The organism is Pseudomonas sp. UBA3153, from assembly GCF_002364635.1.
Taxonomy (GTDB): domain Bacteria; phylum Pseudomonadota; class Gammaproteobacteria; order Pseudomonadales; family Pseudomonadaceae; genus Pseudomonas_O; species Pseudomonas_O kuykendallii.
Window position 1 is genome coordinate 161,538 of the sequence record NZ_DEYR01000002.1, and the last position, 13,256, is coordinate 174,793.

At 67.9% G+C, this 13,256-nt stretch carries 14 protein-coding genes; 2 read left to right on the forward strand and 12 right to left on the reverse strand.

Annotation, left to right across the window (positions count from 1 at the left end):
• The first annotated feature begins 90 nt into the window (after nt 1–90).
• Entirely contained in the window at nt 91–1,158 is a 1,068-nt protein-coding gene (gene hemE, locus B2X67_RS00960) for a uroporphyrinogen decarboxylase (protein ID WP_286784323.1), read from the forward strand.
• Nucleotides 1,159–1,231: 73 nt separating this feature from the next.
• Here hemE and B2X67_RS00965 read toward each other — a convergent pair whose 3' ends face one another.
• A complete protein-coding gene (locus B2X67_RS00965) occupies nt 1,232–2,473 on the reverse strand; it encodes an MFS transporter (RefSeq protein WP_414703997.1) in 1,242 nt (413 codons plus the stop codon).
• 145 nt (nt 2,474–2,618) lie between these two features.
• Between B2X67_RS00965 and B2X67_RS00970 the strand changes: the two genes are divergently transcribed.
• Entirely contained in the window at nt 2,619–3,518 is a 900-nt protein-coding gene (locus B2X67_RS00970) for a LysR family transcriptional regulator (RefSeq protein ID WP_286784324.1), read from the forward strand.
• On the opposite strand, the gene B2X67_RS00975 is transcribed toward B2X67_RS00970, so the two are convergent.
• From B2X67_RS00975 to B2X67_RS01025, 11 genes are all read right to left on the reverse strand, one after another.
• The gene (locus B2X67_RS00975; protein WP_286784325.1) at nt 3,515–3,742 is read right to left on the reverse strand and encodes a hypothetical protein; all 228 of its coding nucleotides are present in this window, start codon (nt 3,740–3,742) and stop codon (nt 3,515–3,517) included. The genes B2X67_RS00970 and B2X67_RS00975 overlap by 4 nt on opposite strands.
• A 130-nt stretch (nt 3,743–3,872) precedes the next feature.
• Nucleotides 3,873–4,310, reverse strand: a complete 438-nt coding sequence (locus tag B2X67_RS00980) for an excinuclease (RefSeq protein WP_090225687.1) — start codon at nt 4,308–4,310, stop codon at nt 3,873–3,875.
• A 61-nt stretch (nt 4,311–4,371) separates the two neighbouring features.
• The gene (locus tag B2X67_RS00985; protein WP_286784326.1) at nt 4,372–5,598 is read right to left on the reverse strand and encodes a beta-ketoacyl-ACP synthase; all 1,227 of its coding nucleotides are present in this window, start codon (nt 5,596–5,598) and stop codon (nt 4,372–4,374) included.
• A complete protein-coding gene (fabG, locus tag B2X67_RS00990; RefSeq protein WP_286784327.1) occupies nt 5,598–6,326 on the reverse strand; it encodes a 3-oxoacyl-ACP reductase FabG in 729 nt (242 codons plus the stop codon). The genes B2X67_RS00985 and fabG overlap by 1 nt, the downstream gene beginning before the upstream one ends.
• Nucleotides 6,323–6,775 carry a hotdog family protein gene (locus B2X67_RS00995; protein WP_286784328.1) on the reverse strand — a complete coding sequence of 151 codons (453 nt, stop codon included), beginning with the start codon at nt 6,773–6,775 and terminating at the stop codon, nt 6,323–6,325. The genes fabG and B2X67_RS00995 overlap by 4 nt, the downstream gene beginning before the upstream one ends.
• Entirely contained in the window at nt 6,772–7,980 is a 1,209-nt protein-coding gene (locus B2X67_RS01000) for a beta-ketoacyl-[acyl-carrier-protein] synthase family protein (protein ID WP_286784329.1), read from the reverse strand. The genes B2X67_RS00995 and B2X67_RS01000 overlap by 4 nt, the downstream gene beginning before the upstream one ends.
• A complete protein-coding gene (locus B2X67_RS01005) occupies nt 7,977–8,477 on the reverse strand; it encodes a DUF3261 domain-containing protein (RefSeq protein ID WP_286784330.1) in 501 nt (166 codons plus the stop codon). The genes B2X67_RS01000 and B2X67_RS01005 overlap by 4 nt, the downstream gene beginning before the upstream one ends.
• On the reverse strand, nt 8,474–9,217 hold the full coding sequence (locus tag B2X67_RS01010; protein WP_286784331.1) for a class I SAM-dependent methyltransferase: 744 nt from the start codon (nt 9,215–9,217) through the stop codon (nt 8,474–8,476). The genes B2X67_RS01005 and B2X67_RS01010 overlap by 4 nt, the downstream gene beginning before the upstream one ends.
• Before the next feature lie 12 nt (nt 9,218–9,229).
• Entirely contained in the window at nt 9,230–10,480 is a 1,251-nt protein-coding gene (locus B2X67_RS01015) for an NAD(P)/FAD-dependent oxidoreductase (RefSeq protein ID WP_286784332.1), read from the reverse strand.
• Entirely contained in the window at nt 10,467–11,624 is a 1,158-nt protein-coding gene (locus B2X67_RS01020) for a sodium:proton antiporter (protein WP_286784333.1), read from the reverse strand. The genes B2X67_RS01015 and B2X67_RS01020 overlap by 14 nt, the downstream gene beginning before the upstream one ends.
• Nucleotides 11,621–13,256, reverse strand: a 1,636-nt coding sequence (locus tag B2X67_RS01025) for an MMPL family transporter (RefSeq protein WP_286784334.1), incomplete at its 5' end; no start/stop codon positions are given. The genes B2X67_RS01025 and B2X67_RS01020, both read right to left, overlap by 4 nt.

Sequence of the window (13,256 nt, forward strand, 5' to 3'; positions counted from 1 at the left end):
CGATACCGCATAACGCAAAGGCACGGCACCCGCCGTGCCTTTTGCCCTGCGCTCTGCGAAAATGCCCGCACTTTTTTCCCGGATGACCCCATGACTGTCCTGAAGAACGATCGCTTCCTGCGTGCCCTGCTCAAGCAACCGGTGGACGTTACCCCGGTATGGATGATGCGTCAGGCCGGCCGCTACCTGCCCGAGTACCGGGCCACGCGCGCCAAGGCCGGCAACTTCGTCAACCTGATGAAGAACCCCGAGCTGGCCTGCGAGGTCACTATCCAGCCGCTGGACCGCTACCCGCAGCTGGACGCGGCGATCCTCTTCTCCGACATCCTCACCATTCCCGACGCCATGGGCCAGGGCCTGTACTTCGAGACCGGCGAAGGCCCGCGCTTCAAGAAGGTCGTCAGTTCGATGGCCGACATCGAAGCGCTGCCGATTCCCGAGCCGGAACAGAACCTGGGCTACGTGATGGACGCGGTGCGCAACATCCGCCACGAGCTGAACGGCCGCGTGCCGCTGATCGGCTTCTCCGGCAGCCCCTGGACGCTGGCGACCTACATGGTCGAAGGCGGCTCGTCGAAGGACTTCCGCAAATCCAAGGCGATGCTCTACGACAACCCGCAGGCCATGCACGCGCTGCTCGACAAGCTGGCGCGCTCGGTCACCGCTTACCTCAACGGGCAGATCAAGGCCGGCGCGCAGGCCGTGCAGATCTTCGACTCCTGGGGCGGCAGCCTGTCGGCGGCGGCCTACCAGGAATTTTCCCTGGCTTACATGAAGCAGATCGTCGACGGGCTGATCCGCGAGCACGACGGCCGCCGCGTGCCGGTGATCCTGTTCACCAAGGGCGGCGGCCTGTGGCTGGAGTCGATGGCCGACAGCGGCGCCGAGGCCCTCGGCCTGGACTGGACCTGTGACATCGGCAGCGCCCGCGCCCGCGTCGGCGCCAAGGTGGCGCTGCAGGGCAACATGGACCCGAGCGTGCTCTACGCCAACCCGGCGGCGATCCGCGCCGAGGTAGGGCGCATCCTCGCCCGCTACGGCCACGGCGAAGGGCAGGTGTTCAACCTCGGCCACGGCATCACCCCGGAAGTCGATCCAGAGAACGCGCGGGCGTTCTTCGAGGCGGTGCACGAGCTGTCCGCGCAGTACCACGCCTAAGAGTTCCCCTCCGCGAGGGACGCTGAAACGAAAACGCCCGGCATCTGCCGGGCGTTTTGCGTTGCGCTGCCGATCAGCGGTTGCGGTTGCCCGGCAGCACCGGCAGGCGCGCCAGGTGGATGGCCACGCCGAGAGCGATCATCAGCAGCGTCCCGATGAACAGGCCGATGCCGTTCCAGCCCGCCGCGTGCCAGAACACCCCGCCGAGGGTGCCGGCGACGCTGGAACCGATGTAGTAGCTGAACAGGTACAGCGACGACGCCTGGCCCTTGGCCTTGGGTGCGCGGCGGCCGATCCAGCTGCTCGCCACCGAGTGCGCGCCGAAGAAGCCGAAGGTGAAGGTCAGCATGCCGATCACCACCAGCGGCAGCGCGGTGAACAGGGTCAGTGCGAGACCGGCGGACATCAGCACGATGGTCGCCCAGAACACCCGGCGGCGGCCCAGCTTGTCGGCCAGCGCGCCGATCTGCGCCGAGCTGTAGATGCCCGACAGATAGACCACCGAGAGCAGCCCGACCAGCGCCTGGCTCATGTGGTAAGGCTCGGCGAGCAGGCGATAGCCGATGTAGTTGAACAGCGTGACGAAGGCGCCCATCAGCAGGAAGCCCTCGAGGAACAGCCAGGGCAGGCCCGCGTCGCGGAAATGCACGGTGAAGCCGTCCAGCAGGCTGCGCGGGTTGAGCGAGCGGGCGCGGAAGTTGCGCGACTCGGGGAGGATCTTCCAGAACACCACAGCCGCCGTCAGCGCCAGCACGCCGATCACCAGCATCGCCGTGTGCCAGCTGACGAAATCGATCAGCACGCCGGCGATCAGCCGCCCGGACATCCCGCCGATCGCGTTGCCGCCGATGTACAGGCCCATCGCCAGGCCGATGTGCTGCGGGTGGATTTCCTCGCTGAGGTAGGTCATCGCCACGGCCGCGAGCCCGCTGAGGGAAAGCCCGACCAGCGCGCGCGTCACCAGCACGCCCTGCCAGGTAGGCATCAGCGCGCTGGCAATGGTGAACAGCGCGGCGGCGGACAGCGCCGCGACCATCACGGGTTTACGCCCGAGCGCATCGGACAGCGGGCCGGTGATCAGCAGGCCGATGGCGAGCGTCGCCGTGGAAACCGAAAGGATCAGGCTGCTCTGCGCCGCGTTGATGGAAAACTCGTGGGAGAGGATCGGCATCATCGGCTGCACGCAATAGAGCAGTGCGAAGGTGGAGAAGCCGCCGCAGAACAGCGCCAGCACCGTGCGCATGAACATCGGGGTGTTCTTCTCGATGTAGATCTCGCTGCTCTGGACGGCGCTGGAAACAGCCACGGACGACAAGGCGGGCGACGCGACGGCAGTTTTCACTTGTACCTCAAGGGGGCGAATGAAGGATTGGCAGGAAAAGAATATAGGTGGCTAACGATTACATCCAATATATCATTCGACCTGTTTGATATCTGAAACGACCTAATTGGAGCGCGCTATGGAACTGCGTCACCTGCGCTATTTCATCGCGGTGGCCGAGGAACTGCACTTCGGCCGCGCCGCAGAGCTGCTGGGCATCTCCCAGCCGCCCCTCAGCCAGCAGATCCAGGCACTGGAGCAGGAGCTGGGGGCGCGCCTGTTCGAGCGTACCAATCGTCGGGTCGAGCTCAGCGAGGCGGGCCGGCTGTTCCTCGAGGAGGCGCGTCTGGTGCTGGCGCAGGTCGACAAGGCGGCCGATGTCGCGCGCCGTGCGCAGCTCGGCGAACTGGGCGAGATGAAGATCGGCTTCACCTCGTCGGCGCCGTTCAGCACCCGTATCCCCAGGGCGATCCACGCGTTCCGCCAGGCCTTTCCCGCCGTTCACCTCAACCTGCAGGAGATGAGCAGCAAGAAGGTCGCCGACGCGCTGGTCGACGAATCCATCGAGATCGGTCTGATGCGCCCGCTGCCGTTGCCGGACTCGCTGCGTGTGCAGGAGCTGTTTCGCGAGCCGCTGGTGGCGGTACTCAACGCCGCGCATCCGTTGGCGGCCGCCGGCGGCGCCGGTTTGCATCTCGAGGCGCTCGCCGGCGAGCCGTTCGTGTTCTTCCCGCGCGGCTACGGCAGCGGCCTCTATGCCCAGTTGCTCAGCCTCGCCAGTCGCGCCGGTTTCAGCCCGCACTTTTCCCAGGAGGCCGCCGAGGCGATGACGATCATCGGGCTGGTGGCCGCGGGCCTTGGGGTGTCGGTGTTGCCGGCATCGTTCCAGCGCATCCGCATCGATGGCGTGGTCTACCGCACGCTGCTCGACGAGGGCGCCGAGACGGCGGTCTGGCTGGTCCAGCGCAACGAGCCGCCGTCGGCGATGGCACGGGCATTTTCCGACCTGCTGACGCGGCAGGCGGCGCAGCATCGCTAGCGGCGGTGGAGGCGGATCGCGCTGATGCCGAGCACCTCGGCGTGTTCCAGCAGCTGCGCCTCGCTGTCGTCCGCGCCAGGCATCGCCAGGCTGTTTTCCGCATCGGCGAAGTGCACTTCGATCAGGTGACGCGCCGCCTGGCCGGGCGAACAGGCATCGCCCGGCGCGTCGAACGTCTTGGTCCGCGGCTCGCCATGGAACAGGTAATGGATCTCGAGGGACATGCCGGCCTCCGCGTTCGGCGCGGCCTCCGCGATCGCGCCTTCGAGCATGTCGACCGGCCGCCACGCGGCATCGTTCCGACCCAGAACGAAGAACGCCCCGCAGGGCGGAGCGTTCTCGGAGCGCGGGGTCTTACTTGACGGTAGCCAGTTTCCCTTTGAGCGCTACGCCGGCCATGATCGCGCCGGCGTGGCATTCGTAGTTTTCCGCGTTGCGGTACTCGACGTTCTTGTAGTTGCTGGCGATATCCACTACGGCGTTCGCGCCGGCGGCCTTGGCCGCGTTCTGCAGGCGGATCAGCGCCGATTGCAGCACCCAGCCGCAGGCCACTTCATCGGATTTGCCGAAGGCGTTGGTCTTCTGGTTGGTGGTCACCAACGGGTTGATGATCTTCGCGCCGGCCGGGGTCTTCGCCAGGTAGAACTTCACGCTGCCATCGAGCTTGCCGGCCTGGGTCGCCTGGGCGACGACGGCGTCGAACGGCAGGTAGTGGGTCGTGTCGCGCGCCTGGCTGATGGCGGGCAGGGCACTGAGGCACAGCGCGGCGATGATCAGAGCTTTCTTTTGCATATCGTCTCCTTGATGAGCGGGGTCTTGCGGATGGTGCGGCGGCGAACTCCAGGCATGAAGGTCAGCGCCAGCGACGGAAAACCAGTGAAGTGTTCACTCCGCCGAATGCGAAGTTGTTATTGACCACGTATTCGTGGCTCATTCTCCGCGGCTCGCCGCGGAGATAGTCGAGTTCGCCGCAGCGCGGGTCGATCTCGCCCAGGTTCAGCGTGTGGATGTACAGGTCGCTGTTCATCATTTCGATGCAGAACCAGGACTCCAGCGCGCCGCAGGCGCCGAGGGTATGGCCCAGGAAGCTCTTCTGCGAACTGATCGGCATGCGCGTGCCGAACAGATCGCGGGTGGCCAGGGTCTCGGCGATGTCGCCCTGCTCGGTGGCGGTGCCGTGGCCGTTGACGTAGCCGATGGCGTCCGGCGCCAGCCCGGCGTCCTCCAGAGCGAGTTCCATCGCCCGGCGCATGGTCGCCTGTTCCGGCTTGGTGATGTGCTGGCCGTCGGCATTGCTGCCGAAACCGACGATTTCAGCATGGATGCGCGCGCCACGGGCCAGCGCGTGCTCCAGTTCCTCGAGCACCAGGATGCCGGCGCCTTCGCCGATCACCAGGCCGTCGCGCTGGCTGTCGTAGGGGCGCGGCGAGGTCTGCGGCGCATCGTTCCTCAGGCTGGTGGCGTAGAGCGCGTCGAAGACCATCGCCTCGGTGGCGCAGAGCTCTTCGGCACCGCCGGCGAGCATCATCGGCAGGCGGCCGAACTTGATCGCCTCGTAGGCATAGCCGATGCCCTGGCTGCCGCTGGTGCAGGCGCTGGAGGTGGGGATCACGCGGCCCTTCAGGCCGAAGAAGATGCTGATGTTGGCCGCGGTGGTGTGCGGCATCATGCGCACGTAGGAGTTGGCGTTGAGGCCGTCGGCGACCGCATTGATCAGCATGTTGCCGAAGGCCTTCACCTCATCGGTGCTGCCGGTGGACGAGCCGCAGGCGACGCCCATGCGGCCGTCGCCGATGCTCGGGTCGCCGAGCAGGCCGGCGTCGTCCAGCGCGCGCTCGGCGGCCAGTACCGCGAGGCGCGACACCCGGCCCATGCTGCGCAACTGCTTGCGCGTCCAGTGCCTGGGCACGGCGAAATCGTCGATCGGACCGCCCAGGCGGGTGTTCAGCTCGGTGTAGCGATCCCACTCGTCCATCCGCCGGATGCCGCTTCTGCCGGCCTGGAAGTTCTCCAGTACGGTGGGCCAGTCGCTGCCCAGCGACGTGATGCCGGCCATGCCGGTAACGACCACGCGCCTCATCAGCACAGCCCTCCATTCACTGAAATCACCTGGCGGGTGATGTAAGCCGCTTCGTCGGACATGAGGAAATTCACCGCCCCGGCTACCTCTTCCGGCGTGCCCATGCGCTGGGCCGGGATCATCTTCAGCAGTTCCTCGACGGGCACGTTCTCATCCAGCATGTCGGTGTCGATCAGCCCCGGCGCGACGCAGTTTACGGTGATCCGGCGCTTGCCCAGCTCGATCGCCAGCGCCTTGGCGGCCCCGATCACGCCCGCCTTGGAGGCACTGTAGTTGACCTGGCCGCGGTTGCCGATCAGCCCCGAGACCGAGGTGATGCAGACGATCCGTCCCGGCTTGCGGCGGCGGATCATCGGCATGCTCAGCGGCTGCAGGACGTTGTAGAAACCGTCCAGGTTGGTCCGCAGCACCTGGTCCCAGTCCTCGTCGCTCAGCGCGGGGAAGGCGCCGTCACGGGTCAGGCCGGCGTTGCAGACCACGCCGTAGTAAGCGCCGTGGGCTTCGATGTCGGCTTCCAGGGCGGTTCGGCAGGCGTCGCGGTCGGCGATGTCGAACTGCAGGATGCGTGCGTCGCGGCCAAGGGCGCGGATCGCCTCTTGCACCGCCTGCGCTTCGTCGAGGCGGCTACGGCAGTGCAGCACGATGTCATGACCGGCGCGGGCCAGTCGCAGGGCGATGGCGCGGCCGATGCCACGGCTGGAGCCGGTGACGAGGATGGCTTCAGTCATTGCGGTGTTTCCTGTAGATAGCGCGCCACTTCGGGTGGGCGGAAGACGTTCAGGCGCGCCTCGGCGTGGATGCCGGGCCCGTCCAGGTGGCATTCGAAGACGCCCATGCCGCTGTCATCCTGCAGCGAGCGCAAGGCGCGGATGCTGAGCGGGGCGTCGACCGGAAAGGCATCGACGTTGCACTGGAAATTGCGCGTACCGAGCAGGAAGCCGAGTTCCACCGGCTGCCCGGCCTGGCGTGCCTGGCAGCCGGCGAAGGCGGCGACGCTTTGCGCCATCAGCTCGATGCCGACCCAGGCCGGCAGGCTGCCATCGGCGGCGTTCAACAGGCCACCCGCGCGAACCTGCAGGTAGGTGACGACGCTTTCGTCATCGAAGCGCTCGACGCCGTCCAGCAGGATCATGTCGCCGGCGTGGGGCAACAGCTCGGCGATCGGCCAGGCGATCATGCGCGGCCCTCCGGCTCGACGCGGCCGAGGATCAGGCTGACGTTGTTGCCACCGAAGGCGAAGGAATTGCTCATCATGTGGCGCAACGGCCGGCTCGCGACGCGGCCTGGGGCGACCAGGTCCAGGCGCGGCAAGGCCGGGTCGGCGAGGCCGTCCCAGACCTGCGGCGGCAGCAGGCTGTCGCGATTGTCCGGGCCCAGGCACAGCCAGCAGAACGCCGCCTCGAGGGCGCCGGCGGCGCCCAGCGTGTGCCCGCTCAGCGGCTTGCTCGACGAGCAGGGCACGCCGGCGGGGAACAGCTCGGCCACGGCGAAGCTTTCCATCGCATCGTTGTGCGTGGTCGCGGTGCCGTGCAGGTTCAGGTAGTCGATCTGCCCGACCTCCAGCGCGGCGCTCTTCAGCGCCTTGCGCATCGCCAGCAGCGCGCCGCGGCCGGTCGGCTCCGGTGCGGAGATGTGATGCGCATCGGAGCTGGCGCCGGCGCCCAGCAGCGCGATGGGAGAGCCGGCCGACGGCTCGCGAGTCATCAGGAACAGCGCCGCGCCCTCGCCGATGTTGATGCCCCTGCGTTGCGGCGAGAACGGATTGCAGACGGCGTCGCTCAGGGCTTCCAGGGAATCGAAGCCGTTCAGCGTCAGGCCGCACAGCGAGTCGACCCCGCCGCAGAGCACCGCGTCGCAGACGCCGAGATCGAGCAGCCGGCGGGCGCTGAGCAACGCGCGGCCACTGGAGGTGCAGGCGGTGGAGATGGAGTAGGCCGGCCCGCTCAGTTGCAACCAGTCGGCGAGGAAGGCCGCCGGCGCGGCCAGTTCCTGGTGGCGATAGCTGTAGTCGGGCGGGAAAGCGCCTTGGTGCAGCAGCGCGGCGATGCCCTGGCTGGCTTCATGGATGCCGGTGGTGCTGGTGCCGAGCACGACGCCGATACGGGACGCGCCGAAGCGCTCGATGACCTGGCGGATGTCGTCCTCGATCTCCAGCGCGGCCGCCAGCAGCAAGCGGTTGTTGCGCGTGTTGCGCTCGGCGAAACCGTTCGGCATCGCGGGCAGCTCGGCGTCCACCGCGCCCACCGGAACGGCGCGATCGGGCAGCCAGCCGGACTCGCTGCGCATGCCGGGGCTGGAGCCGTTCAGGAGGTTGTCGAGCACCGCGCGCTTGCCGCTGCCCAGGGCGCATATCACCCCGAGGGCGTTGAGGCAGGCCTTCATGGCGTGGCCTCGAGCGCGTCGACGCGGTAGGTGAGGCGCGTGCCGATCTTCAGATCGAAACCTTGTAGCTGGCGGTAGTCGACGCGCCAGGCGGGCTGCCGGTCGTCGAACAGGCGCCGGTTGCCCTGGGTGCGTGCCTGCGGGTACTGCCGGACGAGCTGGTCGGCGGGCGCCAGTGCGAACAGCAGGGCGGCGAACAGCTCGCGGGCTTCGGGGTTCGGCGGCAGCAGGCCGTCGTTCTGCCAGCCGCCATCGAGCAGCCGTTGCCGGGACAACGGGATTCCCAACGGGTCGAGCAGCGACCAGCGCAGGGCGGTGCCTTCGTCCTGGATGACCAGCAGCCAGTCCTGGCTCTGCCCCTCGGCCTGCCGCTGCACGTGCAGCTGGAGCGGCAGGTCCAGCGTCGGCGGCCGACTCGGCAGCGGCGCTCTCGCCGCGCAGCCGGCCAGGGCGATCAGGGCCAGCCAGAACGGCAGGCGCAGGCGTGCGGCATTCATGCGCTCTGGCTCGCCCATGTTGGGCTCGCCAGCGGTTTGCGCGCCGCGACGTTGACCAGGGTTTCCTCACGCTGGCCGACGGCTTTCGGGCGTTGCAGGCCGAAGCGTTCGAGCAGGCCGAAATCGCGGGAGCGACTCCACCAGAGGTACGGAAAGGAGACATTGCCGTCGCCGAGCGCGAAACCCTGGGCGCGCAGCATGCCGAGGTACTCGGCGGCGCTCTTCTGCACCTGCATCGGATGGCGGAACAGCCAGCGGATCACCCAGGTGTCGATATAGGCCTTGGTCGATTCGGCGAACAGCAGCCAGCCGCCCGGCCTGAGCACGCGCCAGAATTCGGCGAGAGCGCGCTCCTGTTCGACCAGGTGATGGAAGGTCTGGTGGCAGAAGAGGATGTCCACGCTGGCATCGGCCAGTTCGATCCGCGCGCAGTCGCTGGCGATCAGCTCGACGTCGAGCCCGAGGCGTCCGGCTTCCGCGCGGGCAAGGTCCAGGCTGTGCGGATCGGCGTCGAGGCCGATCATCCGCGCCGGCGCGAACGTCCGTTGCAGCAGGCCGAACGACTTGCCCTGCCCGCAACCGGCATCCAGCAGGCAGGCGTTTTCGGGCAGGGGCGCGTCGAGCAGGCGCCGCAGGTCGTCGATCGCCACCCGCAGAACGTGGTGCTGCCAGGTGTGGCTCTGCAGGAACCAGAAACCGAAACGGGTTTCCTCGACGTAAGTGGCGGCGGCGCGGGTCATGGCAATCTCTTGTCAGGCGGGCGCTTGAGGTGCGCAGATTTCGGCCAGCACGCGCAGGCGGCGCTGGGGTTCGGTGACGTACGGGTTGTTCTGGTCCCACGCGTAGCCGGCCAGGACCGAACAGATCATCCGGCGGATGTCGCCGGATGAGCCGGGGTAATAGATCACGTCCTGGAAGCTGCCATCGTACCAACCCTCGACGTAGGCGCGGAAGGCATCGACTCCGCGTTTCAGGGGCACGGCGAAGTCGCTCTCCCAGTCCACGCGCTCCCCTTCGAGCTGACGATGCAGCAGGCCGGCGGCCATGCTCGCCGAGCGCATCGCGATGGTCACGCCGGAGGAGAACACCGGGTCGAGGAATTCGGCGGCGTTGCCCAGCAGCGCGAAGCCCTTGCCATGCAGGCTCTTCACGTTGGCCGAGTAGCCGTCGATCTTGCGCGCCGGCGTGTCCCACACCGCATTCTTCAGCACGCCGGCCAGGCTCGGGGTTTCCTCGACGAAGCGCTTGAGGCAGGCATCCAGGTCGTCCGGGCGTTCGGCGATGTACGCCGGGTCGGCGATCACGCCCAGCGAGCAGCGGCCGTTGCTGAACGGAATGGTCCAGAACCAGACGTCGCGCAGTTGCGGGTGGGTGGTGATGAGGATCTTCTCGCGGTCGAAACCTTCATCGTCGATGCGGTCTTCGATGTGGGTGAACACGGCGTGGCGGACCGGCAGGCAGGACGGCGCCTCGAGATCGAGAAGGCGCGGCAGTACGCGGCCGTACCCGCTGCCGTCGAGCACGAAGCTGCATTCGACGCGGTAGTGGCTGCCGTCCAGGCGGCGCACGTCGAGGTTCGGCGTTTCGCCGCTGAAGTCGGCGGCGACGATTTCCTCTTCGTAGCGGATTTCCACGCCCTGGCGGGCGGCTTCGTCGGCGAGGATCTGGTCGAAGTGCGCGCGTTGCACCTGGAAGGTCCAGTCCTTGCCCGGAGTGAACTTGTCGCGGAAATCGAAGGCCGTGCGCCGCTCGCCCCAGGCGAAGGCGGCGCCGTTCTTGCGCTGGAACCCCGCCGCCTCGACGGCCTCCAGCATGCCGGCTTCCTCGACGAAATCGAGGCAGTGCGACAGCAAGCTCTCGCCGATGGAGAAGCGCGGGAAACGCTGGCGCTCGATGATCAGCACATCATGGCCCTGGCGCTTGAGCAGCGCGCCGGCGATGGCGCCGGAAGGGCCGGCACCGATGATCACGACCTGACGGTGTTGCAGTTCAGAAATTGCCATGGGAATTCCTTTTCAACGAAGGCATGGAATGGGGGCGACGGATGCCGAGCAGCGCCGGCAGCAGCGTGGAGAACAGGCTCATCAGCATCAGACTGAAGTAGAGCAATGAGTCGATCAGATGCTGCTGGAAAAGCAGGTTGAGGAAGACGATCTCGGTCAAGCCGCGGATGTTCAGCAGCAGGCTCTCGCGCCAGCGCAGCGCGGCCGGCATGCCGGGACTGGCCCAGCCCAGGCCGATCCAGTTGCCGCCGAGCTTGGCCAGCACCGGCAGCACCAGCAGCGCGGCGAGGTAGAACCACGAGTAGCCGCTGACCGCCTGGCGGAAGTCGATCTGCAGGATGCCGTAGGACAGGATCAGCGGGATCGCGAAGCCGTTCTGTACCCGGCGCAGCGCCTGGGGGCTCAGCGGCAGGACGAAGGGCTGGCGCAGCCAGGCCAGGCAGAGCAGGTAGCCGATGCCGAAGACCAGCGCGTTCATCTTCAGTTGCTGGAACACCAGCATCAGGGCGAAGAACGGCAGGCTGTAGGACAGCCCGTGGCGCAGGCGCAGGGCCTTGAGCAGCAACGGCAGCGCCGCCGCGAGCAGCGGCCAGATCAGGTTCTGCGGGTTGCTGCTGCCTTGCGCCAGGGCGAACAGGCTCCAGCACATCAGGTCCATGAGAATCGCCGAGTGCATCAGCCGGCGCGTCGCGTTCGGGTCGTAGCCGATGCCCTGCAGGTACAGGTAGAGCACCGGGATCGCGGTGATCGAGAACAGCAGGCCGATCGACACCGCGCTGAGCCAGGGCAGCGGTTGCAGCAGCCAGAGCGCGCAGGCCAGGCCGCAGAAGAACGGGACGAAGAAGCTCGGCAGGGCGATCTTCAGGCTTTCCGGGCTCAGCCGCAGGTCCACGACATCGCTGAGGATGTAGCCCAGCAGAAAGGCGAAGCTCAGCCCGTAGAGGCTTTTCAGCCAGTGCGGCTCGACCAGCTGCGCGGCGCCGATCTGCGCCTGCGGCTCGATCACGCCGAGCACCAGCAGGGGCAGGCCGAGCATCGCCAGCAGCAACTGGCTGACGATGGGCAGCAGGCCGAGGCGGGCGCCCAGCCCGGTGCCGGCTGCGAACAGCGCGAGCAGGGCGAGCCAGACCAGCGGGACGGTCATTCCCTGGCCTCCGCGGCGTGCGACGCGTCGTCATGGGCGTGTCCGGCCCACGGCGCGAACAGGCTGGCGAAGAACAGGCCCAGTCCCACGGCCAGGCCGAAGTTGCTCACCGCCGGGGTGCTCGACAGCGCCAGCAGGCCGAAGGAGAGCCAGGTGGTCAGCGCCGAGAGCAACACGCCGAGCAGGCTGGCGCCGGAGCCGCCGACGCGTTCGCGCATGAGGATCGCGTAGTCCACGCCGATGGCGGTCACCAGCAGCAGGCCGAAGAGGCTGAACAGGGTCAGCGGCTGGCCCAGCCAGCCGAGGCAGGCGAGACTGCAGAGCGCCGCCAGCAGCGGCAGCAGGACTACGCGCAACGCGCCCTTCAGGCCAAAGGGAAATACCAGCAGGCCGAGGATCAGCAGGCACGAGAGCAGCTTCAGCTCGCTGGCGCTGACCTGGGTGGCGGCGAACAGGTAGTTCAGTTCGCCCAGGCGATCGACCAGGCGTACCCCTTCGAGGCCGTCCGCCTGAGCGGCGAGCAGGGTGGCGTCGCTCAGTCCGCGCAGGCTGACCAGCGCCGCGACCTGATTGCCGCTGGCACCCAGCCAGAGCGAGCGCCAGGGTTCGCCGTAGGGGCCGGCGAGGGCGGTGTCGATGTCCTGCACCGGCAGCGCCTGGAGCTGGCGCAATTCGTCGTCCAGTGCGCTGCGCGGAATGCCCAGGTCGATCAGCGGCTGCCAGTGCTGCGCCAGCGCGGGCAACGCCTGGCGCAGGCGCTGCTGTTGTTCCTCGGTGGCGAGCAGTTGCGGCAACGCCTGGTAGCCGGCGAGGCTGCCGTCGGCCACCAGCCGGTCGAGGCGCGCGGCCAGCGTGGCCTGGCGTTCGAGCAACTGGGTCTGGTCGTCGCCGCGCACCAGGAAGAACTGGCTGGTGGGCTGCACGCCGGTGATCTTCGCCACCGCCTTGGCTTCCGTGAGCAACTGCGGCGAGCCGCCGATCCACTGGCGCAGGTCGTTATGGACTTCTAGGCGCATCAGCCCGATGCCGCAGAACGCCAGCACCAGCAGCGACAGCGGCCAGCTGCCGGTTCGCCGCAACAGCGCCGCGCGGGCCGCCAGCAGGCGCTGGGCGAGGCTCAGCAGCGAGCGTCGCGGGCGCAGTTGCAAGCCGTTCAGCAGCGCCGGCAGCAGGCAGATCGAGCACAGGTAGGCGGCCAGCAGCCCGGCCACCGAGAACACCGCGACCTGGGTCAGCGCCGGGAACGGCGTGCAGGCCAGCGCCAGATAGCCGATCAGGTTGGTCGCCAGGCTCAGGCTGAGCCCCGGTAGCGTGGCGCGCACCGCGTCCCAGCTACGCCAGGTCGGCGCGCCCCAGCTCTTCGACAGGTAGTGCAGCGGATAATCCGACGCCACGCCGATCAGGCTGCTGCCCAGCACCAGGGTGAGTACGTTGATATGGCCGAACAGCGCCACGCAGGCGATGCAGCCGGCGAGCAGCGCGGCCACCACCGGCAGGAACGCCAGCAGCACGCGAACCCGGCGGAAGGCCAGCAACAGCAGCAGCAGCGCGCCGACGGTCGCGCCGCCGCCGACCCAGGTGATTTCCCGGGTGGCCTGCTGCTGGGCGGCGGCGGCGTACAGCAGGCCGCTG